The sequence below is a fragment of the Azoarcus sp. Soil_N_20 genome (genome assembly GCF_057656155.1).
On the sequence record NZ_JBDGKX010000011.1, the window covers coordinates 115,258 to 141,015 of the forward strand.

The 25,758-nt window shown below is 69.4% G+C and carries 19 protein-coding genes; 11 read left to right on the forward strand and 8 right to left on the reverse strand.

Features of this window, described 5'->3' with window-relative positions:
- The first annotated feature begins 39 nt into the window (after positions 1-39).
- From AC3A35_RS20145 to AC3A35_RS20160, 4 genes are all read left to right on the forward strand, one after another.
- Positions 40-681, forward strand: coding sequence for a pyridoxamine 5'-phosphate oxidase family protein (locus AC3A35_RS20145; RefSeq protein ID WP_487438088.1), 642 nt, complete (start codon positions 40-42; stop codon positions 679-681).
- Between the two features lie 67 nt (positions 682-748).
- Positions 749-1,348, forward strand: a complete 600-nt coding sequence (locus AC3A35_RS20150) for a DUF924 family protein (RefSeq protein WP_487438089.1) — start codon at positions 749-751, stop codon at positions 1,346-1,348.
- Between the two features lie 209 nt (positions 1,349-1,557).
- A complete protein-coding gene (locus tag AC3A35_RS20155) occupies positions 1,558-3,216 on the forward strand; it encodes a fatty acid--CoA ligase (protein ID WP_487438090.1) in 1,659 nt (552 codons plus the stop codon).
- 54 nt (positions 3,217-3,270) lie between these two features.
- Positions 3,271-3,780: a P-loop NTPase family protein gene (locus AC3A35_RS20160; RefSeq protein ID WP_487438091.1), complete on the forward strand. Its 510-nt coding sequence runs from the start codon at positions 3,271-3,273 to the stop codon at positions 3,778-3,780.
- A 72-nt stretch (positions 3,781-3,852) separates the two neighbouring features.
- On the opposite strand, the gene AC3A35_RS20165 is transcribed toward AC3A35_RS20160, so the two are convergent.
- Both AC3A35_RS20165 and AC3A35_RS20170 read right to left on the reverse strand, forming a co-directional pair.
- Positions 3,853-4,704 (reverse strand): metallophosphoesterase family protein, encoded by an 852-nt coding sequence (locus AC3A35_RS20165; protein WP_487438092.1) that lies wholly within the window; start codon positions 4,702-4,704, stop codon positions 3,853-3,855.
- An 8-nt stretch (positions 4,705-4,712) separates the two neighbouring features.
- The gene (locus AC3A35_RS20170) at positions 4,713-5,699 is read right to left on the reverse strand and encodes a diacylglycerol/lipid kinase family protein (RefSeq protein ID WP_487438093.1); all 987 of its coding nucleotides are present in this window, start codon (positions 5,697-5,699) and stop codon (positions 4,713-4,715) included.
- A 288-nt stretch (positions 5,700-5,987) separates the two neighbouring features.
- Here AC3A35_RS20170 and AC3A35_RS20175 point away from each other — a divergent pair, with 288 nt between their 5' ends.
- From AC3A35_RS20175 to AC3A35_RS20190, 4 genes are all read left to right on the forward strand, one after another.
- Positions 5,988-6,257, forward strand: coding sequence for a ubiquitin family protein (locus AC3A35_RS20175; protein ID WP_487438095.1), 270 nt, complete (start codon positions 5,988-5,990; stop codon positions 6,255-6,257).
- 16 nt (positions 6,258-6,273) lie between these two features.
- Positions 6,274-7,392: a WD40/YVTN/BNR-like repeat-containing protein gene (locus tag AC3A35_RS20180; RefSeq protein WP_487438096.1), complete on the forward strand. Its 1,119-nt coding sequence runs from the start codon at positions 6,274-6,276 to the stop codon at positions 7,390-7,392.
- Between the two features lie 37 nt (positions 7,393-7,429).
- The gene (locus tag AC3A35_RS20185; protein ID WP_487438097.1) at positions 7,430-9,085 is read left to right on the forward strand and encodes an isovaleryl-CoA dehydrogenase; all 1,656 of its coding nucleotides are present in this window, start codon (positions 7,430-7,432) and stop codon (positions 9,083-9,085) included.
- 118 nt (positions 9,086-9,203) lie between these two features.
- The gene (locus AC3A35_RS20190; protein ID WP_487438098.1) at positions 9,204-9,482 is read left to right on the forward strand and encodes a hypothetical protein; all 279 of its coding nucleotides are present in this window, start codon (positions 9,204-9,206) and stop codon (positions 9,480-9,482) included.
- Between the two features lie 14 nt (positions 9,483-9,496).
- Here AC3A35_RS20190 and AC3A35_RS20195 read toward each other — a convergent pair whose 3' ends face one another.
- The 6 genes from AC3A35_RS20195 to AC3A35_RS20220 form a co-directional block, all read right to left on the reverse strand.
- Positions 9,497-12,643, reverse strand: coding sequence for an EAL domain-containing protein (locus AC3A35_RS20195; RefSeq protein ID WP_487438099.1), 3,147 nt, complete (start codon positions 12,641-12,643; stop codon positions 9,497-9,499).
- Positions 12,644-13,206: 563 nt separating this feature from the next.
- The gene (locus tag AC3A35_RS20200) at positions 13,207-18,825 is read right to left on the reverse strand and encodes a DUF7379 domain-containing protein (RefSeq protein ID WP_487438100.1); all 5,619 of its coding nucleotides are present in this window, start codon (positions 18,823-18,825) and stop codon (positions 13,207-13,209) included.
- A 158-nt stretch (positions 18,826-18,983) separates the two neighbouring features.
- Positions 18,984-20,315, reverse strand: a complete 1,332-nt coding sequence (locus AC3A35_RS20205) for a hypothetical protein (protein ID WP_487438101.1) — start codon at positions 20,313-20,315, stop codon at positions 18,984-18,986.
- A gap of 103 nt (positions 20,316-20,418) precedes the next feature.
- On the reverse strand, positions 20,419-20,973 hold the full coding sequence (locus AC3A35_RS20210) for a flavodoxin (protein ID WP_487438102.1): 555 nt from the start codon (positions 20,971-20,973) through the stop codon (positions 20,419-20,421).
- 100 nt (positions 20,974-21,073) lie between these two features.
- The gene (locus tag AC3A35_RS20215; protein ID WP_487438103.1) at positions 21,074-22,429 is read right to left on the reverse strand and encodes a (Fe-S)-binding protein; all 1,356 of its coding nucleotides are present in this window, start codon (positions 22,427-22,429) and stop codon (positions 21,074-21,076) included.
- A gap of 136 nt (positions 22,430-22,565) precedes the next feature.
- Complete coding sequence (locus AC3A35_RS20220; protein WP_487438104.1) at positions 22,566-23,462, reverse strand: LysR family transcriptional regulator; 897 nt, start codon at positions 23,460-23,462, stop codon at positions 22,566-22,568.
- Positions 23,463-23,562: 100 nt separating this feature from the next.
- Here AC3A35_RS20220 and AC3A35_RS20225 point away from each other — a divergent pair, with 100 nt between their 5' ends.
- The 3 genes from AC3A35_RS20225 to AC3A35_RS20235 all read left to right on the forward strand — a co-directional run bounded on the left by AC3A35_RS20225 (position 23,563) and on the right by AC3A35_RS20235 (position 25,745).
- Positions 23,563-24,216 (forward strand): glutathione S-transferase family protein, encoded by a 654-nt coding sequence (locus AC3A35_RS20225; RefSeq protein ID WP_487438105.1) that lies wholly within the window; start codon positions 23,563-23,565, stop codon positions 24,214-24,216.
- 2 nt (positions 24,217-24,218) lie between these two features.
- On the forward strand, positions 24,219-25,241 hold the full coding sequence (locus AC3A35_RS20230) for a flavin-nucleotide-binding protein (RefSeq protein WP_487438106.1): 1,023 nt from the start codon (positions 24,219-24,221) through the stop codon (positions 25,239-25,241).
- A 171-nt stretch (positions 25,242-25,412) separates the two neighbouring features.
- Positions 25,413-25,745, forward strand: a complete 333-nt coding sequence (locus AC3A35_RS20235) for a hypothetical protein (protein WP_487438107.1) — start codon at positions 25,413-25,415, stop codon at positions 25,743-25,745.
- Positions 25,746-25,758 lie beyond the last annotated feature (13 nt).

The window sequence follows — 25,758 nt, forward strand, 5'->3', positions numbered from 1 at the left end:
CTTGCTTCCACGATCAACGTCAACCCTGCGAGCCTGCACATGAATACACCCACCGCCCCCTCCGCCCGCACCCGCATCCGCCGCCTGCCCGACCGCGGCCACTACGACTCCGAAACCGTCGCCGCCATCATCGACGCCGCGCTGGTATGTACCGTCGCCTTCCAGCACGAGGGTTCGGTGCATGCCATCCCGACCGTGCATTGGCGCGCGGGCGATCACCTCTATATCCACGGCGCCAGGGCCTCGCGCATGCAGAAGGCGCTCACCGCCGGCCAGGCCTGCGTCACCATCGCGCTCGTCGACGGCCTGGTGCTGGCGCGCTCGGCCATGCACCATTCGATGAACTACCGCTCGGTGGTGATCTACGGCCGCTTCGAAACCGTGGACGACCCGGCGCACAAGACGCGCAGCCTGCAGGCCTTCATCGACGGCATCGCGCCGGGACGCTGGGACACCCTGCGCCCGGTCACTGCCAAGGAACTGAACGCCACCAGCGTACTGCGCATCCCGCTCGCCGAGGCCTCGGCCAAGATCCGCGCCGGGGGGGTGAAGGACGACGAAGAGGATCTGGACTGGCCGGTGTGGGCCGGCGTGGTGCCGCTGCATACCGTGCGCGGCAGCGCGCAGACCGAGGCGGACAGCGTGCTGCGCGCGGTTCCGGACGCACTGAGGACGGAATAAGCTGTCGACCCGCGGCAGCGCAGCGGCAGGCACCTCGTGTCGGCGCCGCCGATCAAGGGAGGCACGCATGGAAACCCCGGATACGATCCACACCTTCTGGTTCGGCACCGCCGCGGACGACGCCACCGTCATCGCGCAGCAGTCGACGCTGTGGTGGAGCAAGGGCGCAGCGGTCGACGCGGAGATCCGCCACCGCTTCGAGGCGCTCGTCGGCCGCGCCGCGTCGGGCGCACTGGACGGCTGGCTCGCCAGCGCCCGCGGTCGCCTGGCGCTGGTGCTGCTGACCGACCAGTTCCCGCGCAACATCTGGCGCGGCGATGCGCATGCCTTCGCCTTCGACACCCTTGCACTGGGCTGGAGCAAGGCCGCGATCCGCGACCGCGTCGACCGCGTACTGCGTCCGATCGAGCGCGTCTTTCTGTACCTGCCGCTGGAACACGCCGAAGATCGCGCCGACCAGGCCGACAGCGTGCACCTGTTCGCTGCCCTCGCGGCTCAGGTCGGGCCCGAACTGCGGCCCGCGTTCGACGGCTTTGTCGATTTCGCCCGCCGCCACCAGCAGATCATCGACCGCTTCGGCCGCTTCCCGCACCGCAACGGGGCCCTTGGACGGCGCTCGACCGCGGACGAAACGGCCTTCCTGCAGCACCCGGGAGCCGGATTCTAGGCCCGCGTAGCGGCACCACGGCATCCACCGGGTCAGCCGATTTGAGAGTCGGGACCATCCGATCTATCGTGAACATCACCCACAGGCGTTGCGCGCCGCCACGGCGGACAGCCACGCCTCCGCCGCGTGCGGCGATTCCCGGGCGGGCTCTGCGGCCGGATCCGGCAAGGTGACGAGCACCGCTCCGGTCAACCCAGGAGGCGATGGTCATGCCTGCCAGATCGATCCACGTCACTCCGTCCGCCCACGGCTGTCCGCTGCTGATCAAGCAGCTACTGGTCACGCCCATGGCCACCTGTCCCGGCCAGGAGATCGTGTATGCGGACCGGCGCCGCCACAGCTATGCCGAGTTCTTCCGCCGCATCAACCGCCTGGGGCATGCGCTGAGCGGCCTGGGCGTCGGCGCCGGTGACACGGTGGCGGTGCTGGACTGGGACAGCCACCGCTACCTGGAATGCTTCTTCGCCGTGCCGATGCTCGGCGCGGTGTTGCAGACGGTCAATATCCGGCTGTCGCCGGAACAGATCGCCTATACCCTGAACCATGCCCGGGCCGATGTGGTGCTGGTGAATCGGGAGTTCGTCGAGGTCCTCGAGCGGATCCGCCCTCAGCTGGGCGGGGTGCGAACCTTCGTGCTCCTCGCCGACGGCGACCCCGTGCCCCCGGCGGGCTTCGCCGGCGAGTACGAGGCCCTGCTCGCGAGCAGCCGGGATGCGTTCGATTTCCCCGACTTCGACGAGAACACCCGCGCCACCACCTTCTACACCACCGGCACCACCGGCGTGCCCAAAGGAGTCTATTTCAGCCACCGCCAGATCGTCCTCCACACCCTCGCCCTGACCGCGGCCCTCGCCCTCGCGCCGCACCAGGGCGGCTTCCATCGCGACGACGTGTACATGCCGCTGACCCCGATGTTCCATGTTCATGCCTGGGGCCTGCCCTACGTCGCCACCCTGGCCGGAGTCAAACAGGTGTATCCGGGGCGCTACGTGCCCGACACCCTCCTCGGGCTGATCGAGCGCGAAAAGGTGAGCTTCTCGCACTGCGTGCCCACCATCCTGCAGATGCTGCTGGCGGCGCCCGCTGCCGCTGCCGTGGACCTCTCCGGCTGGACCGTGGTCGTCGGCGGCTCCGCCCTCCCCGGTGCGCTGGCATGCGCGGCCCTGGAACGCGGCATCGACGTGTTCGCCGGCTATGGCATGTCGGAAACCGGCCCCGTCCTCACCCTCGCCCAGCTGCCGCCGGCGGGGTCCGCCGATGGCGGGGATCGCCTCGGCACCCGGATCCGCGCCGGCAGTCCCATCCCGCTGGTCGAGCTGCGCACCGTCGACGCCGCCATGCACACCCTGCCGCGCGACGGCAGCACCCCCGGCGAAGTGCTCGTGCGCGCGCCGTGGCTCACCCAGGGCTATGTCGACAATCCGGAGGCATCGGAACAGCTGTGGGCCGGCGGCTGGCTGCATACCCAGGATGTCGGCTACATCGACGGCGACGGCGCGCTGCAGATCAGCGACCGCATGAAGGACGTGATCAAGACCGGCGGCGAGTGGATCTCGTCACTGGAACTGGAAGACATCATCGGCCGCCATCCCGCGGTCGCGGAAGCCGCGGTGATCGGCATCAGCGACCACGAGTGGGGCGAACGTCCGCTCGCGCTGATCGTGCTCAAGGCCGATGCCGTCGGCACGCTCGGCATTGCGGACATCCAGGCGCATGTCCGCGGTTTTGCCGACCAGGGACGGATCTCGCGCTTCGCGGTGCCGGAACGGGTCGAGTTCGTCGACGCCCTGCCGCGCACCAGCGTCGGCAAGCTGAACAAGCGCCTGATGCGCGAGCAGCGCAGCGGGAACGCGAGCGATCAGCGCTGAGCCGACGCCCGTTCGCGACGCGTTCATCGATGTACGGGCGCTGACACCGGCGTCATGGCTGCGACCAGAATCGCCATCATCGGCAACGCCGGCGCGGGCAAATCGACCCTGGCCCGGCACCTCGCCGAGCGTCGCCAGGTGCCGGTCCTCGACCTCGACACCATTGCCTGGAGGCCGGAGCAGCAGGCGTTCGCGCGCCCGCCCGACAATGCGAACGCCGACGTACAGAGGTTCTGCCGCACCCACCCCGGGTGGGTGGTCGAAGGCTGCTACGCCAACCTCGTCGCCGCCGCGCTGGCGTTCGGGCCGGTACTGCTGTTCCTCGATCCCGGGGTGGCGCAGTGCATGGCCAACTGCATCGCGCGGCCGTGGGAGCCGCACAAGTACGCGACGCGCACGGAACAGGACGCCACCCTCGCCTTCCTGCTGACCTGGGTCAGCGAGTACGACAGCCGCAGCGGCGAGCTGTCGCGCGCCGGGCACGAAGCCCTGTTTGCCGCCTACCGGGGTCGCAAGCACCGGGTGCGCGCGCTGCCCGACATCGACCTCCGGACGAACGGCTGACCGTCTCCGGAGGACGCTGCAACGCTCGCGCGCCTGCAAGAATGCGGCGCACACGCCGTACGGCGCGCGCGATCAGCCCGCCACCGCCGCCGGGCCGAGCGCGAGCGGCGTGACCGCACGGCACGCGAAGCGGTCGTCATCGTCGATATAGTCCCAGCGCTCGACCATGCACGCGCGGGCGACCGGGTCGCCGACCCCGGCGCCGTGCCCGCCGTAGCGGATCAGGTTGAACGAATTTCCGGCTTCGTGGCGAATCCGGCTCGACACCGCGGTGCCCGCCTGCACCACCCACATGCCGTGTGCCGCCGCGCCGTCGGCGCGCGGGGCGTGGATGTAGGGCAGGTGGATGTGGCCGCCGAGCAGCAGGTCGGCCCCGGCCTGCGACCAGTGCCGGATCGCCGCCGCGTGACCGCGCAGCAGGTCCGGCGCGTCGGCCTCGCGTACCACCGCCGCCGGCTGGTGCGTCACCACCACCCGCAATTGCCCGGCCCGCGCCTGGGCCAGGCGCCGCGCCACGCGCGCCACCTGCGCGGCGCCCACCACACCGTCGGTGTGGCGCCAGCGGCTCACGGTGTTCACCAGCTGGATCTGGATCTGCGCATCTTCGTAACTCGGCTCCAGGTCCATGCCGAAGGCCCGGCAAAAACCGGCGAAGGGATGCAGCAGTCGGGCAGGCAGATTGAACAGCGGAATATCATGGTTGCCGGGCAGTACCAGCACCGGGGCATCCGGTGCGGTTTCCCGCAGCCGGTCGACGAAGACCCGCGCGCGGCGGAACTGGCCGCGACGTGCGCGCTGGGTGATGTCACCCGAGATCACCATCACGCTCACCGCCTGTTCCGCCACGCAGCGCAACAGGGCCTCGACCACATGCGGGCGCTCGGTCCCGAAATGGGGGTCGGACAGATGGAGCAGGGCAGGCATCGCCGCGCTCAGTCCGGTTCGGCCACCGCGTCGTCGGCGGGCGCGGGCGGGCACAGCAGAGGAAGGGTGTCGGCCGCGACCCGGAAGCGCAATGGCAGCCGCATCCAGCCCACCTCGCCGTCGGTCGCCACCTTGATCCGCGGCGTAGCGCCACCCGCCGCGCTCACCACCAGATCGAGGAAGGAAAAGCTCACCACGTTCCCGGCCTCGCCCAGGACGCCGAGCGAACCGCGCAGCGCCAGGCCCAGCAGGCCCGGCGCACTGACCGGGCGCAGCGCGACTGCGGCAAGTTGCCCGCGCGCGAGGCAGGCGGACTCGGCGATGCCGATCTGTTCGAGCTGCAGGCGGTTGTTGCCGACAAACAGCGTCGGCGTAGTGATGCGCTCCGCCCTATCGTCGTAGCGCAGTTGCAGACGCCATGTCCGATGGCTGCGCAACAGGGTCTTGAACGCCGAAGCGAAAGCCACCACCCGGCTGCGGCCGAATTGCCGCTTGGCCGCTTCGCGGTCCTCCAGCAATTGCGGATACAGCCCCAGGCTGGCATTGACCAGGAACACGCGATCGTTGACCGCCCCGACCTGCACCTGCTGCACCCGCCCCTCGAGCAGCACCCGGGTGGCCTGTTCGAGGTCTTCGGGAATGCCGTGGGTGCGACTGAAGTAATTGAAGGTGCCCATCGGCAACACCCCGAAGGTGCAGCCGGAACCGAGCACCGCGTGGGCCACCGCATTGATCGTGCCGTCACCGCCGGCCGCCACCACCGTCGCGCCCTGTGCCCGCGCGCGCTGTACGCACCGGGTCGCCAGTTCGCCGATCCGCTCCGGATCGACAATATCCACGAAGGCATGGCGGCATCCGTTCGCGCTCAGCATCGCCCCGATCCGCGCCCGCGCAGCATCGGCATCCTGTGCGCCGGATCCGGCATTGAGCAGGATGAGGAAGGGTCCCGGCGGACACTGGTCGGCAGCCGGAAGCGGGGATGGATCGACGATCATCTTCGGCATCCACGGCACACGAGAGGCTTCGACTCTACCGGCCCCAGCGCCCCGGCGTCCATCCCGGCGGGCAGTGCATTGCAAGCAGACGTATTGCCCGGCTGGCGAGCCGGCGCCCCGAGGCCGGTCGCCGCCGCGTGGCGAATGCGCCAGCGGGCATCTACACTGAATAGCAAGATCTGCCAGCCGGCCGGCGATCCAGTCGTCCATCCGGCCCCCTGAAACGCCGGATGCATTCCGCAGCCACCGTCACGGCCCGTCGTTCATTCAACTTCAGCCTGCCGCACCATGCCGCGCATCGTTTTCGCCCCCGCCATCCAGCGCCATGTCGCCAGCCCGGCGCACGATGTCGACGCCACTACGGTCGGCGCCGCGCTTGAGTTCGCGTTCGCCGCCCTGCCCGCGCTGCGCGGCTACATCCTCGACGACCAGGGCGAGTTGCGCCGCCACCTCGCCATTTTCGTCGATGGCGTCGCCATCGACGACCGTCGTCGGCTCAGCGATCCGGTCGGCGCCAGCAGCGAGATCTACGTCGTGCAGGCCCTTTCCGGTGGCTGACCAGGAGATCCACGACATGAAAGACCGACTTCTCGTCGCCACCCGCAAGGGTCTGTTCATCCTGCATCGCCTCGGCGATGGGCAGTGGCAGCCGACCCCGACGCAGTTCCTCGGCGAACCGGTCAGCATGGTACTGGCCGATCCGCGTGACGACACTCTGTACGCCGCGCTCAACCTCGGTCATTTCGGGGTCAAGCTGTGGCGCAGCCGTGACGGCGGGCAGGAGTGGGAAGCCTGTGCCGTGCCGGTCTATCCGCCCCGGCCGGAGGCGGCGGAGCCCGCGCCGCCGCCCGCGCCGGACCAGCCCAAGGTCGCACCGTGGTCGCTACAGCAGATCTGGGCGCTCGAGGCCGGGGGTGCCGACGAGCCCGCCGTGCTGTGGGCCGGTACCCTTCCCGGCGGTCTGTTCCGCTCCGCCGACGGAGCCGACAGCTGGGAACTGAACCGCGCGCTATGGGACCGTCCGGAGCGCAGCCGCTGGTTCGGCGGCGGCTACGACTACCCCGGCATCCATTCGATCTGCGTCGACCCGCGCGGCAGTCGCCACCTCACCCTCGCGGTGTCCTGCGGCGGCATCTGGCAAACCCTCGACGGCGGCCGCGACTGGGTGTGCACCAGCGCCGGCATGCATGCCGAATACATGCCGCCCGAGCGCCGCGACGACCCCGAGATCCAGGATCCGCACCGGATGGGGCAGTGTGCGGGCGAGCCCGACACGCTGTGGGTGCAGCACCACAACGGCATCTTCCGTTCCATCGACGGCGGCCACCACTGGCACGAGGTGCACGCGGGACCGTCGAGTTTCGGCTTCGCGGTCGCGGTCCACCCGCAGCAGCCCGACACCGCATGGTTTGTGCCCGCGGTGAAGGACGAATGCCGGATCCCGGTGGACGCGCGGCTGGTGGTGACCCGCACCCGCGACGGTGGCCGCAGCTTCGAGACCCTGTCCGACGGCCTGCCCCCGGTGCCCGCCTATGATCTCATCTACCGTCACGGCCTCACGGTGGACGACACCGGCGAACGCCTGGCGATGGGCTCCACCACCGGCGGGCTGTGGATCTCGGAGGATGGTGGCGATCGCTGGCAGTGCATTTCGGCCCATCTGCCGCCGATCTATTGCGTGCGCTTCGGCTGAACCTTGGCCGGCGCGCCGTGTGCTGGAGTGAATCACCATGCCGGACCGCGATGCAGGACTCAACCAGGTGCCGCCGCTGAGCGACATCAACCTGTTTACCGCCGATCCCGTGCTGCAGGAAGCGGTAGCGCGCGAAGGGGCGGACTGGCATGCCCCGGCGCTGGCCGAGCAGGGCGAACGCCTCGGCAGCGCGGCGACGATGGAAACCGCCGACCTCGCCAATCGCCATCCGCCGCAGCTGGTCACCCACGACGCCGACGGCCACCGCATCGACCGGGTCGATTTTCATCCCGCATGGACGCGGCTGATGGAGATGCTCCATGCCGACGGCGTCCACGCCGCGGCCTGGTTCGAGCCGCAGGCCGGCGCTCACGTGGCGCGCGCGGCGTCGTTCTTTCTCCACGGCCAGGCCGAAGCCGGCTCGCTGTGCCCGGTGACGATGACCTTCGCCGCGGTGCCGGTGCTGCGCCGCGAACCGGCACTGTTCGCCACCCTGGCAGCAAAGCTGAACACCCGTGACTACGACGCGCGCGACATCCCGCTCGCCGCCAAGCGCTCGGTGACGATCGGCATGGGCATGACCGAGAAGCAGGGCGGCTCCGACCTGCGCACCAACACCACCCGCGCCCGCCCGCTCGCGACCGCCGGCCGCGGCCAGGAATACACGGTGGACGGCCACAAGTGGTTCTACTCCGTGCCCACCGCCGATGCCCACCTCGTGCTCGCGCGCTGCGACGACGGCCTGTCGTGCTTCTTCGTCCCGCGCTGGCGGGCGGACGGACGACTCAACGGGGTGCACATCCAGCGCCTCAAGGACAAGCTCGGCAACCGCTCCAATGCCTCGTCCGAGGTCGAGTTCCACGACGCCGCCGGCATCCTGGTCGGCGAGCCCGGGCGCGGCATCCCCACCCTCGTCGGCATGGCGGTGCAGACCCGGCTCGACTGCGTGCTCGGCAGTGCCGCGCTGATGCGCCGCGCGCTGATCGAGGCCATCCACCACGCCCGCCACCGCAGCGCCTTCGGCCGCCCGCTGATCGAGCAGGACCTGATGCGCAACGTGCTCGCCGACCTCGCGCTCGAAAGCGAAGCCGCCACCATGCTGGCCATGCACCTGGCCGCGGCGGTCGATCTCGACACCGCCGTCGGCACCGAAACCACCGCGCTCGCCCGTGCCTGGCGGCGCATCGTCACCCCTGCCGCCAAGTTCTGGATCTGCAAGCGCGCGATCGCATTCACCGCCGAATGCATGGAAGTGTGCGGCGGCAACGGCTACGTCGAAGACGGCCCGATGGCACGCCTGGTGCGGGAAGCCCCGGTCAACTCGATCTGGGAAGGCGCCGGCAACATCATGTGCCTCGACGTCCTGCGCGCCATTGCCCGCGAGTCCGACAGCACCGCGCTGCTGTTGCACAACCTCGCCGCAATCTGCGCCACCGAACCCGCCCTGGCCCACGCGCTGGCGGCCATGACCACGCAGTTGCGCGCGCCCGCCGACGTCGATTGGCACGCCCGACGGATGGCCATGCAACTGGTGCTGCTCGCCCAGGCCAGCCTGCTGATGCGCCATGCCCCCGCGGAAGTGGCGGAAACCTTCATCGCCAGCCGCTTCGCCCATCCGGGCGGACAGGTGGCGGGTCTCCTCGTCACCCCGTCGATCGCGGACACGCTGCTCGCACGGGCGTGGCCTGCTTGAGCCGGCGCGGCGGATGATCGCGACACCGCGATCGATCGCGTGGCGCCCGTTCGCGGGAAAGCGCATGATCGGGTGACCTCCGCGGCGGTGCTGCGGGCGGTTCAGGAGGACGCGGGGCATGACCAACAGGATCACCATCACCGCAGCCGAGGTCCGGATCGGCGATCACATCTACAACGGTCCCGACAGCAGCAAGCATCCGACCCATGCGTGGGAAACCGTCACCCAGGTCGATACCGTCGACGGATTGATCCTGTTGCTCACCGGCAAGCCCGATGTTCCCCACGGCGAGTTCTGGTTCGAGCCGGACGAGTCCGTGGTCGTGATCCGCCACCCGCCGCCGGCCCCCGAACCAGCCCCTGCCAAGCCCCATCACAAACACGGTCACGGGCATTAGCCGCTGCCGGTGCACTACCCCGAAGCGGGCTCCAGCGTCGCCTCTCCGCGCAGCGACGGGTGCTCGCGCCGCGCCGTCCACGCGGCGTCCGGACGCCAGGTCGCGGTCCAGCCGGGGAGTTCCGCGGCCGGCATCGGCGGGGCGATACCGTAGCCCTGCGCCAGTTCGCAGCCGAGGGTCAGCAACAGCTCGCCGTGTGTCACCGTTTCCACGCCTTCGGCGATCACTTCGCGCCGGAACGCGGTGGCCAGCCCGATCACGCCCTCGATGATGGCCAGATCGTCCGCGTCGTCGAGCATGTCGCGCACGAAGCTCTGGTCGATCTTGAGGATGTCGGCCGGCAGGCGCTTGAGATAGGTGAGCGAGGAATAGCCCGTGCCGAAGTCGTCCAGCGCGAAGCGGACGCCGAGCGCGTGGCACGCATGCATCACCGCCGACACATGGGCCATGTCGTCCATCGCGCTGGTTTCCAGCACTTCCAGTTCGAGACAGCGCGGCTCGACGTCGGGATGGGCGGCCAGCAACGCCTCCAGACGAGGCACGAAGTCGGCCATCTGCAGCTGGCGGGCGGCGACGTTCACGCTGACCGCGATGTCGAAGCCCACCGCGCGCCATGCGCTCATCTGCGTCAGTGCAGTGTCGATGACCCATTCGCCCAGCTCCACGCTCACCGGGTGCTTTTCGATGATCGGCAGGAAGGCCGCCGGCGCCAGCAGGCCACGCTCGGCGTGCTGCCAGCGGATCAGGGCTTCGGCGCCGATCACCGCACCCGTCTTCATGTTGACCTTGGGCTGGTAGTACAGCACGAACTCGCGCCGCACCAGGGCGCGGCAGATGTGCTCGAGACTGTCGCGCCAGCTTTGCAACGCGGCGTCGTGATCGACGTCGAACAGGTGATAGCGGTTCTTGCCCTCCTGCTTGGCGCCGTACATGGCCTGGTCGGCATGGCGCATCAGCTGGTCGGCGTCGGCCCCGTCCTGGGGGTAGAGGGTCACCCCGATGCTGACCGTGACCTGTACCACGGCATCGCCCACCGTCGCCGGATCGGCGGCGGCCTGCAGCAGGCGGGCGATCACCGGCTTCCAGTCCTGCGGCTGCTCGAGATCGAACAGCACCGCGACGAACTCGTCGCCGCCGATGCGCGCCAGCGTATCGCCATCGCGCAGCACCGCCTTCATCCGTCGCGAGATGATGATCAGCAGTTCGTCGCCGACGTGATGGCCGTAGCGGTCATTGACCGCCTTGAAACCATCGAGATCGAGATAGGCCACCGCCAGCGACTGGTCGCGCCACCTGCTCTTGATCATCGCCTGCTGCAGGCGGTCGGCCAGCAGCACCCGGTTGGGGAGGCCGGTCAGGGCGTCGAAATGGGCGATGTGCTCGAGCTGCTGCTGATGTTCCTTCATCGGGGTGATGTCGGTGAACAGGGCGACGAAATTCTGCGTCGTTCCGGCGGCGTCGCGTACCGCACTGATGGTGCGCAGATCGGCGAAAACCTCGCCGTCCTTGCGCCGGTTCCATATTTCCCCGGCCCAGTGGCCGCTGGTCTTCAGCTGCTCCCACATCGCGGCGTAGAACTCCGGTGCCTGCCGCCCTGATTTCAGCAGCCGCGGATTCTGGCCGAGGGCTTCTTCGCGGCTGTAGCCGGTGATGTGGGTGAAGGTGTCGTTGATCTCGACGATGGTGCCTTCGGGGTCGGTGATCATGATGCCTTCGCGGGCATGGGTGAACACGCTGGCGGCGAGTTGCAGGCGCGCTTCGTCCGCGGACTTCTCGATGGCGAGGGCAGCGAGGCGCGCCTCATCCTCGATCAGTTGCAGGTCGGCGGCCGACGGCGGACGTGGATGCCGATGCTCGATGAGGAATGCGCCGAGCAGGTCGCCCTGCCCGGAGCGGATCGGCTGCGACCAGCAGGAGCCGGCTCCCGGGCGGCGGGCGGGGTCGAACGCCGGCGGCCACGGCGACCGGCCGTCGTCATCCACCAGCCCGATGCGGCACGACATGTCTGGATTGAGCGCTTCCACGTTGCCGCAAATGGCGTTCAGCACCCGCGTCAGCGGGGCCTTTTCGGCCAGCATCTGCAGCACCCGGTTGTGGTGCTGCTGGTGCAGTTCGGCCAGCTTGCGGACGCCGATCTCCCGCCGCAGGCGAAGCACCCAGTAAGCAAACAACAGAAAGAAACCCACCACGCCCGCAGCGTAGCCGACCAGGGTCTCGATCCTGACCCCCTGTTCGATCCGCAGCCCCAGCCAGCGATTGAAGATGGCATCGGCTTCGTGCGCAGGGATGGTGGCCATCGCCTTGGTGACGATGGATGCCAGTTCCGGGTGGTCGCGATGGATCGCCACGCTGTGCCGGCTGAAATACTCGGTCAGGCCGGAAAAGCGCAGCGTGAGCAGGCCTTCGCGCTTGATTGCATAGTTGGTGGTGCCGGCATCGCCGACATAGGCATCCGCACTGCCGTCGAACACCAGCTTCAGCGCCTCTTTGGTGTTGCCCGCCAACACCAGCTGGATGCGCGGATGGTTGGTGGCGAGCAGTTCCTGCATGAAGTAGCCTTTTTCGATCGCCACGCGCTTGCCGGCCAGGTGATCCAGGCTGCCGATGAAATCCCCCCGGCCCTGGTCGATGATCACCGCACGGGTCGACTTGTAGGGTTCGGCAAAGGTCAGGAACTGCTCCCGTTCCGGCGTCCTGACCGCACACGACAGCAACTCCAGTTCGCCGCGCCTGGCCATGTCGAGCACCACGGCCCACGGCTGATTGCCGATGATCTCGAAGCGCACCCCCAGTCTTGCTTCGAGTATCCGCATGTAGTCGGCGGCCAGGCCGACGTACTTGCCGTCTTCGTCGATCCATTCATAGGGCGCGAAATCACGGTCGATGCCGACCCGGATCACCGGATGCGCGGCGAGCCAGGCCGCTTCCTGCTCGGTCAGGTCCAGTTCCGGCGCCGCGCGCGCTGCCCCGGCTGCGGCCGGCGCCGTGTCAGGGGGCGGGCGAACGGTTTCCGCGGCGCGTCCGAGCGCGGGCAGGCAGGCGATCGCGAGCGCCATAAACCAGAAGCACCAGAAGCACACGAGGCGCTCGAGCCCCGCCCGGTACGCCCGCGCCAGGCGGTCGGCGGGGTCGCGCCGGGCGCTCGTCGGGGAGCACCGCATCGTCATCGACGCGTGAGGGTACGGTCCCTCAGGACGGCACTTCACTGCTCACTCGCTACCGCCGCGGCCCGCGCCACGGGCCAAAATCCGGCGCACATCGGGCCTTCCCTGGTGGTCGGCATGGGCCATTCCGATCCTGCTCCCTTCATTATCGATTTCGAACAAATGCAGGCGGTCAGTATCCCCGCGCGCACGTCCTCATGACCGCCATCGCCCGTTGCAGGCGATGATGGACCCGATGTAGCGATGCACAATGGTGATCTCGGTCAGAAACGCCGTGCCGGGGACCAAAACCCGCGTCATTGTAACGGTCTTCCTGCTCCGCTGGTCATCCGCGCGGGTGGTGTCGCCGCGATGGGGCGGCGGTCTGTTCGCTGCCCTTCCGCTCCGGACGGCCGCCCGGGACGGGGTCGGACTCGAGCGATCGTCGCGAGCCGAGTGGGAAACCGAGGACAGATTCGGCCGTTCTTGAGGCGCATAGTCATTCTGTGCAACGAAAAAACGGGCGGATTGGACCGCTGCTCCCACTGGCGCAGTAGATCAGCCTCGAGTCCGACCGCCTCCTAGGAGCTGCGGAGGGCGTCGGCCAGGGTCTTCAGGCTGCTGACCAGCGTTCGCGCCCGCCCAATATGGCCGCCCTTGCGGCCGCCCTGGGGCAAGCGGTGTAGGAAGCCCACGAGCGCATCGAGCGTACTCGCCACCGAACCGCGCTCGCGTGTGGAAGTGTAGGCCAGCAGTTCCTGATACCCGCGCCGCGCCTTGTCGAGCCGCGCGTCGAGCTGGCGCGGTCCGTTGCAGGCGGCATCGAGCAGGGCCTCGACGAGCGCAAGGTCGTGGCGGGCGACCCGATCCCAGAAGTTCATCGCTTCGAATCCGGGGTTTTCCAGTTCGCTCCTGACCGCCTCGATGCGCGCCCATGCGGCGTCGAGCTCCGCCGCGCTGAGGGTGCCGAGCAGTTGGCGCAGCAGGGTGGCATGAAGGACGCTGAGCGCCGGGTAGTACAGCCGTCCGCCCGGCTCGGTGGCGAAGCGTTCGGCGGCCTGGTAGGCGTCCGCCATGCGGCGCAGGGCGCGGTCCAGCTCGTCGTCGGCCGTCGTCCTGAGCCGGCGCCGGCACAGGCTGCCCTTCAGGCAGTAGCGTTCGGCATTGGGCGCGATCGCGATCAGCTGGTCGATCAGGGTCTCCGCTTCGGTGAGCAGGGCATTGCCGCGCGCCTTGTCCTCCGGGCGATCGGCGGCGGCGTCGATCAGCTCCGAACCGCGCCGCGCGAGCATGTTGACGAGCTGATCGGTGGTCTTGAGCGACGCGCTGGCGTCGCCGGCGGCCTGCGCCGCGCGATAGCTGGCAATGGCCCGGTCATGGTCGCCGAGTTCGCCCCACAGCCGCCCGAACGCCTCCTGGATGTCGCCGCGCGCACCCCATCCGCGCCCTTCGCACAGACGGGCGAGGGCGTCGATGCGCTCTTCTCCGCGCTGGCGGCCATGTGCCGATTCCATCGCGCGATAGCGCGTTTGCTGCGACAGGCGCTCGAGTTCGACCAGCACCTCGCGTGGCGCCACGAAATCGTAACGCACCGGGCGCACCCTGCGACCGCTGCGGCTGGGGGGACGGGGCAACAACAGGCCGGGATCGCCATAACACTGGTAGGCGCCCCAGGTATTGCTGCGCGGGAAGCGGTCATAGGTCGCCCGGCGTGCGGCGAGGACCGCCTCGCCGAAGGTTTCGCCGTCGAGGAAGCACGCATAGAAGGTGGTGGCGAACAGCGCCGCCGCATCGTCGAGCACCCGCCACCCGGCCGCGATCACGCCGCGCACCCCCATCTCGATCAACTGGGTGGCGAGGTTGGCCGCCAGCGCCGGATTGCCCGGCCGGCTATGGTCCAGCGTCGCACCGTCGGTTTCGATGCGGCCGAGCGAACAGCAGTTGAGGAACACGAAGTCCGGCACCACCCGCATCTGCTCGATGTGGGCCGTGGTCAGCAGACTGTTCTCGCCGATCAGCATGCCGGTTACCGGTACCCCGTCGGCGCAGTCCCCGTCGCCGGCGGTGGGCAGAATCTCGCGATATACCCCATGACCCGACAGATGCATGATCCGCCAATCCTGCTGGTAGAGCGCGATCTGGATGCGCTGCGCCGAGCTGCCGAGCAAGGCCGTGGGCGCGCTGTAGCCGCCCTCGTCGAGCAGGCCGGCGACGCGCGCGGCTTCGCTGCGCGCCCCGGCCAGCTGCGGAAAGTATTTGCTCAGCCCACCGAGGTCGGGGTCGCCCACCACCAGCGCATGGTAGCCATCCGCACGCTGGATGCGCTGACGGAAACGCCCGGACGCCAACTGGCGGACGAGGCCGCTGCGTACCGACAAGGGCTCGCCACCCCGATCGCTGCGGTCGGCCATGCGGTCGCGCAACAGCTCCCACGGGATGGCGGCGGCAGCGGCGTCCAGCACCAGTTGCGCGCGTCGGCGGTCGGGCGCCTGATCCTTCAGCCAGTGCGGCAACAGCAGCTCGAACAGGGTGCGCCCGATTTCTTCGTCGTCGCTCTCCCGGGCGATCAGCTCGCGGGTGAGGCGCTCGATGCTGTCGAGCGGAATGCCGTTGTACAGCCGTTCGGTCCGCGCCAGCTCGCCATAGGCGTCGAACAGCAACTGCGTGCCGCTGCCATCGGCGATCCTGACCGCGCTGATCGCAATGCGCGCCCACGCGCCTTCGACCACTTCGGCGTAGGCGCGGTGCTGGCCACCGACGTTGGTGGCCAGGGTGTCGGCTACGGTGAAGCGGCGGCGCAACTCGCCATCGAGCGCAACCGCATCGCGCGCCGCCTTCAGCGCCTGGATCGCGCGGTCTTCGAGCAGCTCGATGAAATCGAGTGCGGACAGCCGGACCCGGGCGTCGACGCCGGCGTCGACGAGGCGCTCGCGCGCATTGCGGTGACCGCGCAGGATCGCGGCCACCGAGTCCGGCAGGCTCATTTCGCCGATGCCGGCGCCGATCAGCAGCGCGCTCACCGGCAGTTCGAGCGCCTGACCACCGTCGTCCGCCGCCTGCGGGCCACGCATACGGTCGCGTTCCTCGAGCATCGCGATGGCGTAGGCGGCGAGCGCGCGCGCCACGCCGTCTGCCAGCCGGCCGGGTGACAGCTCGCCGATCCGGCCGATGCCGATGACGATGGCGCCGAACGCCGAGGTCTCGTCGGGCTGGCGCGGAAAGAGCGCGAAGCTCTTGAGCGGACCGGCATAGATGCCGGCGTCCAGACGACGCTGCAAACGCCCGTTCAAGGCGTGATTGAGGATGTATTCGGCCTGCTCGAGGTTGTTGACCCCCTGCTTGTGTCCCACCAGCACCGGCGAATCGACATAGATCAGGTCGCCGTGGATCACCCGCACCGCCGCCCGGTCGTCGGCGCGCGGCCGCACCCGGGCGGCCTCCAGCGTGGCGCCGGTGGCGCTCGCCAGCAGATCCTCGCGCGACGGGAAGTGGCTGAGGTCGGCAGCGCCGAGCGGGGCATACTCGCCCGCCGCCTCGAGGGCGCCGCGCGCCTGTGGCGGTGCGGGCTGGCGCGCCAGGGCGGGATGGCTGGTGGTGCCCTTCTGCAGCAGATCGAGCAGCGCCGGATAGGCGTCGACGTGCTCCGGCATGTCGCCGTGCACCGCGCCCATGTAATAGCAGCGCTGACCGTCCCTGCATGCCGGCGGAATGCCGCTGGACCAGGTGACACGGCCATCGCCCTCCGCCGTCTTGAGCAGGTGGAACTTGCCGTCGGCACCGACCTCCGCGCGCAGCGGCGTTTCCGGCGCAGTGCCGGCAATGTAGATCAGACGTTCGTGGGTGGTGAGCGGATCATCCTTGAGCAGGGTTTCCCACAGCGTGGCCGATGCCGTCAGCGGGCCCTCGGCCAACAGCGGCCAGCGCGCATCGTCGGCCTTGTGAAAATGCGCCCAGGTGGCGGGCAGGCGGATCTCGTCGCCGTTCTCCGCCGGATCCCGCGGCAGCAGTTCGAGCACGCCGGGGAAGACATTGGCCGTTGCCAGCAGTTCGGCCTGGGTGTGGTGCAGATCGATCAGCGCAAGCTTGCCGAAAAACCCGTCGCGCGCGGTGAATACCAGGGTCACCGCGTGCGAGCCGCGGTTGGGGGTGCCGAGCATGATCACCCGCGCATCCCGGCTGGGCTGGTCCTTCCACCGCCGCCACAGGTCCGCGTCCTTGGCAAAGGTGGTACGGATCAGCACCCCGCCCATCGAATGGACGATCGCATGCACCGGCAGCTTGCGCGGGGTCGAATCGTCCAGCGCCCGGGTCAGCGCCGCGGCCAGGCCGTCGGCGGAGTCGACGATCGACTTGCGCCAGTCGTAGCCGTGCATGCGCACCACATAGCCCTCGCGCCGCAGGGCGTTCGCCAGCGCGAGGTAGCTGCGGGCGAGCGGCTCGCCCGCTTCCACCGCGGGGTTGTCGATGCCCAGGGTCTTGCCGAACGCCCCCCAGGCCAGCGACAGGATGTCGGCCCACACGTCGCGGCCCGCCACCCGCAATTCCGACCCGCACAGCCCGGGCACGATGAGCACGATGCCGCGCGCACTCTCAAGCGGCGGGTCGGCCAGCGGGCGGGGTGCGAACAGGCCGCGCGACGTATCGTCCGGCAAGGGCCATTCGCCGCTGTAGTCGCGAAACACGGTGCGGGTTTCGGCGCCATCGGTGAGAGCGGCGGCGATCGCGGCGGCGCTGTCGTCGTTACCGAAATAGCTGAAATGATTGACGTCCGTTCCGCTGCGAAAGAGCAGCTTGCGCCCGGCGCGGGCGGGGCCGTCGAGCATGGCGCGGGTATCCACCACCAGATCGTGGTCGTGCTCGAAATAGCGGTCGACCAGGCCGAAGCGCAATTCGGCCAGCCATTGCTGTTCCGCGGGCTCGGCATCGCCGGCGACCACGAACAACTCCCCGCGGCCCTGGTTGCCGTTGAGGATGCGCACCAGCGCCGACTGCGGCATCTGCGCTTCCAGACCGGGCAGCTGGTGGGCCTCCTTGCGGCTGGCGACGATGCCGGCGGTGATCTCGGCGAGCGTGTCCAGGCCGTAGCGCGCCAGCGATCCTAGCGCGCTGGCGACGAGCCCCCGGCTGTTGCTGCGCCGCATCTCGTCGGCGATCGCGGCCAGCACCAGCAGCGAAAACCACTGATCGAGTTTCCGTCCCAGCAGCGTGGTGCCGATGACCGGACAGGCGACCCGGACGAAGCGCTCGATCTCCAGCTCGGGGCGGCTTTCGAGTTCCTGCATCAGCTCGAAGAACTGCGTCTTCTGCCCGTCGAGCGCCGCGTCGGTGGCGAGCTTGCCGGTCTTGGCGGCATCCAGCGTGGCGCCCACCCCGATGCGATCGATCCGCGCCGGGTCCAGACACAGCAATTCCCCGACCAGCCCCCCGCGCGAGTGCGACAGCAGGCGCACCGCGCCCCGCCGCGGCAGCAGGCGGGCGAGCCGGAGGGCGTTGTCGATCGGACTCTTGGTCAGGGTGCAGTGATCGAGGGCGTAGATGCGCTCGCCAAACCAGGCCCGCAGGCGAGCCCACTGTCTGGGCTGGTTCAGCCACAGCCGGGAGAAGCTGCCGCGCGTATTCGACGCGGTGCCGTGGATCAGGATCAGCGTGCGGGCGCCCTCCGGGATGGGCGCATCGAGCGGGTCGCCGACGATCCCGTCGTCGCCGACCCGAAACAGTCCCTCGCGCGGCACCGAGCGCGTCTCCGCCAACTCGACCAGCTTGTCCACCCCGGCCTGCACCGGATCGAGTCCCACCCAGCGCAGCGCCTTGATCGCCAGCTTGCCGGCCACCCCGCGGGTGCCCTGGACCGCGGGCGTGATGCTGGCCGGCAGCTCCCAGCCCCCCCCGACATCTCCTGCGCCGCGGGTGGTATCGCCGCCGGCCGCCTGCAGCCGCTCGCGCAACTGCGCCCCTGCGGTCCAGAAGCGCAGCCCGCTTTCGAACTCGATCTCGACCAGCGCGTCATCCGGGATGCGCTCGGTGACCCCCTCGGCCGCATTGCCGCGGGCGCCGGTCCCGCCCAGCCGGAACGCACGCGCCGGGCGCGCGTTGGCAAACAGCGGCGAGCCCGCGGCAATCTGGCTGGCCAGCCACAGCGGCTCGTCGGGTTGAAGCCGGCCGGGGATGCGGACGACGGTCCCTGCGCTCTGATCGTTCATGAGGAGTCTCCCTGGCTCGAGGCTGTGCAGCGCAGCCTGGTTCTTGTCGCCTACCGAATGTCGCCCGCCGACACCGATGGCAGCGGCCGCTCGCTTCCATGGTAGTTGGGTATGGCTCGCACGCAAGGTCGGCAAGGCGGCGATTCCGCCCACCGGGCCTACGGCGTTCTGAAGCGATACGAGAACACCGACGGCGCGGTGAACTTCTGTCTTACCGCAAAATGGGTCGAACCCCATTCGGTCACCCGGCTCCGTCCATCCAGATCGAAGCGTGCGCGCACCGTCCAGAAGTACCGCGTCGACGGCTGCAGCGCAGTTTCCAGACGATGCTTCGGGGCGGGCAGGCGGTCGCGGCGGTAGACGATCTTCGCCGGCGCGAGGTTGTCCTCTTCGGCGATCACCAAGTCATAGGTGACATTGCGCACCCGGTCCATGTCGGCAGGGGCCGCCATGACATCCCCCTTGCGCGGAAACGACTGCCAGTTCAGCACCGGATTCACCGAGTCGACGCCCGTCCACTCCAGGTAACGCGCGATCGGGTTGTCGCCGCTCAGTGATACGCGCGTGGCCGGAGACACCGGCGCCAGGCCGAAGGCGGCGGACAGCACACCGGCGAACGGAGTGACGCTCTGGTCGGGGAAGGCATACCAGTCGAACACATAGTCGTAGATATGTGCACCGAGCACCTGAAACCCTTGGTCCAGCTCCTGCTGCAGCGCCCGTCCGCCATCGGCCGACCACGCCGCCAGCGTGAGGCGCCGGCCCTCATAGCGGAAGTCGGACGCATGCAGCTCGGCATTGTCGTGTGTATTCACCAGCCGGACCCGGACCTGCATGTAGGCCGTGGCCGGGGAACCGCGTTCGCCGCCCTCGGTGCCGGCAGCGGTCAGGGCGGTTTCGAGTACGGTATCGATGCCGTGCCCGGCCAGTGCGGTGAAGTCCCGGCCGCCGCCGGTGTCCCGCATCGAGGCGGACGCCGCCACCATCGGCGCGCCCTTCAGCACCACGACCGCCTCCACCGCACGGCGCAAGGACTCCTGAACGGCCCTGGCCTCCACCGAGCGGGCCAGTGTCGCCCGGGTCGCCGCGAGGGTCGCGGCGGGCGGGGTGGCGACCGCGCCGGCAACGCCGCTGACCAGTCCGAAGATCCCGCACACGCCCACGCCGAACAGCAAGGCCGCCCCACAGTAGTCGCCACTGCAACCTCCGGAACCGAGCGCACTCAGGCACTGCACGAATGTCCCGCCGCCGGCGCTCGCCGCCGCCGTCGTACCGTGCGCGAAGCCCTCGAAGTCGAGCTCCGGCGTCTGCTCGGCGGCGACGACCGCCACCCGTCCGACGCGGGATTGATAGTTGGTATCGGGGGGCAGGGTCGCGAGCGACGTGCATCCGCCAAGCGCCGCGACCAGCACAAGGCCCGCGCCCCGCGCCGGGATACCGGCGCACAGGCGCAGCAGAAGCAGTGGCCACAGCAGTGCCGGGTCGTTCATGGCGGCGACTTCCGAAAAAGGGCGAAATCAGGATTATCTGATCATGATCCCGAAACGGGCTGCACCTTCATCTATTCGCCGCCCCTGCCCCGGCGGGGCAGGCCTATGCCTCCACGCCGATCTTCCCCAGCAACAACGGTCTGACCTGTTCGAGCCACACATCGATGCGCTCGTCGGTGTGCATGCCCTGGGTGCGCGCATCGATCACCAGCCCGACGAAACGCCCATCCACGATCGAGGCGGAGTGCTCGAAGGTATAGCCCTCGGTGCTCCAGCTGCCGACGATCTCGGCGCCGAAGCCGGAGAACACCTCATGCAGCCGGATCAGCGAGCTGGCGAAGCGGTCCGCGTAGCGTTCCTGGGCGCCGAGCCCGAACAGCGCGATGCGCTTGCCCGAGAAATCCGCGCTGTCGAACCCGGCCAGAAACTCCTCCCAGTTGGGTTCGAGGCAGCCCGCACTGCGCCCCGGAATCTCGCCGATGCCATAGCTCGGCGTGCCCAGGATCAGGGCGTCGTACTGCAGCATCGCGTCCACGCCGATACGGTTGACATTGACCGGTTTGTCGGCAATCTCGTCGCCCAGCTTCTTGTGGATCTTCTTTGCGATCAGCCGTGTGGTGCCGGTTTCGGTGCCAAAGAATATGCCGATTTTGCTCATGATGGATTGCGCTCACTGGATCGTGGGGAAAGGGGGTTCGCAGGGCACCGCCGCGGGCAGAGCGGTGCCGGGCCGGGCGTCGCCGACGCGCTGTCCGCCGTCACGCCAGCGCATCCCGCATCAGCTCCGCCACATGCGCCGGCCGTCGCGCCACGCCGTCGACGATCTGGTGGCGGCAGGAGAAGCCATTGGCCAGCAGTGGTGCATCCGGTGCGGCGCGCAGCGCGGGCAGCAGGTCGAGTTCGGCCATCCGCTTCGAGATCGCGGCGTGCTCCGCTTCGAGCCCGAAGCTGCCGGCCATGCCGCAGCAGCTGGCTTCGATGAACTCGAATTCGAGATCGGGGATCAGGCGCAGCACCTTGCGCAGCGATTTCATCGCCCCCACGGCCTTCTGGTGGCAGTGGCCGTGCACCAGCAGTTTGGGCCGCCCGAGCGGCCTGAGCGCGATGGTCAGGCGCTTGCGGTCATATTCGCGGGCGATGAACTCCTCGAACAGGAAGACCTGTTTAGCCAGCGCCTCGGCCTCGGGGCCGAGACCGAGCTTGAGGTGGTCGTCGCGCAGCGACAGGATGCACGAGGGTTCCAGCCCGATCACCGGGGTCCCGGCGGCGAGCGCCGGGCGCAGTGCGGCCTGCATGCGCAGCGCCTCGCGGCGGGCCGCCTCGACCTGGCCCAGCGACAGCCAGGTGCGGCCACAGCACAGCGCGCGGCCCGGCTCGGGGTCGTCGGCAGCCGGCCCGAGCACCGTCACCCGATAGCCGGCGGCGTCGAGCACGGTGTGCGCCGCAGCGGCAATGGCGGGCTCGAAGTGACGGGCGAAGGTGTCGACAAACAGGAACACGTCGCGTCCGCCATCGGCCAGGGCCGGGCTCGCCGACACCGGAACGGGTGCCTGGTAGGGGCGCGCGACCGGCTCGGGCAGGCTGCGGCTGGCGGCGATGCCGATGCGGCGCTCGAGCAGCCGCGCCAGCGCCGGAATGCGATTGCGCAGGCGCACCGCGATCCGCAGCAGACGGGGATGACGGTCGAGCCAGCGCGGCAGGCTGGCGAACAGGCGATCTCGCGCCGGCACACCGGTGATCGCGTTGCGCTGGGCCTGCCATTCGATCTTGATCGCCGCCATGTCGATCTGGTTCGCGCATTCGCGCTTGCACCCCTTGCACCCCACGCACAGCTCCATCGCCTCGGCCAGGCGCGGGTCGGCAAACGGGGCAGGGCCGAGCTCGCCGTTGAGCGCGGCCTTGAGCGCCAGCACCCGGCCGCCGGGTGACTGCAGCGCGTCGTCGGTGGCGCGAAAGCTGGGGCACATCACCCCTTTCGGCCTGCGCTGGCACAGACGGTCGCTGATGCACACCGCCACCGCCTTGGCGAAGTCGCCGCCGGTGGCGGGTATGCCCGCATAGGCGTCGCCCTGCCCGGCCGTTTCGTACCCTGTCCAGTCCAGATGATGTTTCATTGCTCCCTCCGAAACAGCACGGAAGCAAGTCCGGGACCATGCGCAAGCCATTGATCCTGAATGGCTCCGCAGCGGGGAATGTGGCGTCAACCCGACAAAGCCGACAAGCGCGCGGCCGCGCTGCGGCACGCACGCCTCACAGCGCGGCGAGCCGCCCGCCGAGTTCGCGCCGGATCCAGTCCACGAACACCCGCGTGCGCACCGGCAACAGGCGGGCGTGCGGATACACCACGTGCACCGGTCGTGGTGGCAGTTCGTAGGCTTCGAGCACCGCCTGCAGGCGGCCGGCGCGCAGGTCGTCGGCGACCTGATAGGAGATGAAGGTACCGAGCCCGATGCCTGCGCGGCAGGCATCCACCGCCGGCGCGACATGGTTGAAGCCGAGCCGCCCGCTCACTGCGACGGCGAATTCGCGCCCGCCGTCGACGAAGCGCCAGGCGCTGCCGCCACCGGTGGCGAACACCACGCAGTCGTGCGCGGCCAGTTCGCGCGGGTGGGCCGGCACGCCGCGGCTGGCAAGATAGTCCGGCGCGGCGACCACGATGCGGCGCAGGCTGCCGAGCGGATGGGCGACCAGCGACTGGTCTTCGAGCATGCCGATCCGGATCGCGACATCGATCTGCTCGTCGAGCAGGTTCACCACCCGGTCGTAGAGCCGCAGGTCCACATGCATGCGGGTGTGGTGGCGGACAAAGGCGGTCACCACCGGCGCCACGTGCTTCTGCCCGAACAGCACCGGCGCGGTGACCGCGATCGCACCGGCGGGGTCGACCGCGTCGCCGAGCAGCGCGGCCTCGGCGTCGTGGATGTCGGCGAGGATCTGGCGGCACTGCGCCACGTACTGCCGTCCTTCGCCGGTGAGTGCGAGCCGGCGCGTGCTGCGGTTGAACAGGCGCACGCCGAGCTGCGACTCGAGCGCGGCAAGGATGCGCACCACCACCGGCAGCGAGATATCGAGGCGATCGGCGGCCGCGGTGAGGCTGCCGCCGTCGGCAATGGCAACGGCGATCTGCATCGCCCTGAGCTTGTCCATGGTGCGATTGCTGCGAAAACCGGAAGAGTCTAATCCTACGCTGTCATTTACTGCTTCGTTCGCACTAAAGACAATGGTGCCATCACCCACGGAGACCACGATGACACCATCCACTTCCACCCCCGCCCGCCCTCTGGTGCTGCATGGCGTAAAGCTGTCGGGCCACTGCCACCGGGTAGAGCTGTTCCTGTCGCTGCTCGGCCTGCCCTTCGAATACCGTCCGGTGGACCTCGCCGGCGGCGCCCATCGCAAGCCGGGCTTCCTCGCCCTGAACCCTTTCGGCCAGGTGCCGGTGCTGGAGGATGGCGAGGGGGTAATCGCCGATTCCAACGCCATCCTGGTGTATCTGGCGAGCCGCTACGGCCAGGGTCGCGCGATCGACTGGCTGCCGCGCGAACCGGTTGCCGCGGCCGCGGTCCAGCGCTGGCTGTCGGTCGCCGCCGGCATGCTCGCCTTCGGCCCCGCAGCGGCACGGCGCAAGCGGGTGTTCAATACCGCGGAGGACGATAGCGCCGCGCTGGCACTGTCCAACCGCCTGCTGCCGGTGATGGATCTCGAACTGCAGCACCGGCCATGGCTCACCGGGCAGGCGCCGACCATTGCCGACCTCGCGCTCTACAGCTACACCGCGCGCGCGCCGGAGGGGACGATCGCGCTCGAACCGTGGCCGCACGTCCGCGCCTGGCTGGAACGCGTCGAAGCGCTGCCCGGTTTCGTCGCCATGCCCCGCGCCACCGACCCGAGCCGGGGCTGACCATGTCCGGCACCCAGCCCGCCACCGGCGGCGCATTCCATGCCGGCGAACGCCTGCTGCAGGCGCGCGCCGGCGTGGCCGGGCGGATGGACGAACTCGGCACCCGTCTGATCCGCGACCACATGCCGGACCAGCACCGGATCTTCTTCGCCCGCCAGCCTTACGTCGTGGTCGGCGCGGCCGACGGGCACGGGCAGCCGTGGGCATCGATCCTCGCCGGCCCGCCGGGGTTCATGTCCACGCCCGACGACCGCACGCTGCGTATCGACACGCTGCCCACGGCGCACGACCCGCTGGCCGGCGCCATCCGCCCCGGCGCGCGGGTCGGTCTGCTCGGACTGGAGCCGCCCACCCGGCGGCGCAACCGGGCGAACGGCATCATCATCGCGACCGATGAGAACGGCTTTAGCGTGCACGTGCGCGAGAGCTTCGGCAACTGCCCGCGTTACATCCAGGCGCGAACGGTGGAGTTCGCGGCCGCCACGGCGCCCGGCGGCCGGGTAGACGACAGCGCGGAAAGCACGCCTGCCCGGTCCGGCCCGCTCCTGGATGCGGCCGCATGCCGGCTGATCGCCGGCGCCGACACCCTGTTCATCGCCACCGCGCACCCGGAGGCCGCCACCGACCCGAACCTCATCGCCGGCGCCGACGTTTCCCACCGCGGCGGACGACCCGGTTTCGTGCGCGTGGACCAGGGCGGCGCCGGGCCTGCCACGCTGACGCTGCCGGACTTCAGCGGCAACGACTACTACAACACGCTCGGCAACATCGTGCTCGACCCGCAGCTGGGCCTGCTCTTCGTCGACTTCGACCGCGCTGCCGTGCTGCAGCTGGCCGGCCGCGGCGAGATCGTCGACGACGGCTCGGCGGCGACCATGTTCGAAGGCGCATTGCGGCTGCTGCGGATCACGGTGTCTGCTGCGCGCTGGCTGCCCGGGTCGCTGCCGCTGCGCTGGGGGTCGGCAGTGGAACCGTCGCCGTATCTCGCCGGCACCGGGGTCTGGGCGGCGCCCGAACGGGCCTGACAGGCACCGAACGGACGTGCGGCGGCATCCGCGCATGCGCCGCCCGCGGACGCGATCGGGCCGCCGGGAGAGGGTCGCCAATGTCGGCGGGATATCCTATTCTTGGATCGGAAGCGATGCTCGCCGCCACCGCACGGGCCCCTGCCCCCACTGTCATTTCAGGAGATCTCCATGCCGAATCTGCAATTGCCGTTGTCGGGCGACGTCACCCAGACGATCAACCCATGGAACTGGTTCCTGCGCGCGGTCGGTTGCCAGTTCGGGCTGATCAACATCAACCTGGGCAAGACGTCCGACCCCGAACTGGAGGAGCGGATACTCAACGACGTCGGCACTTACGGGCGGCAGCTGGGGCAGATCGGTGACGTGGTGGCGGTGCTGCTCGCCCATGTGCGACTCGACGAGCTGAAACCGGACGAGCTCCGTGCGATCAAGGCCTTCCAGTATCAGCACGAGGAAATCGCGCGCATCAAGTCCCAGCACCGCCGGCGGCGGGGGCGCTGAGCACCCGCACGCA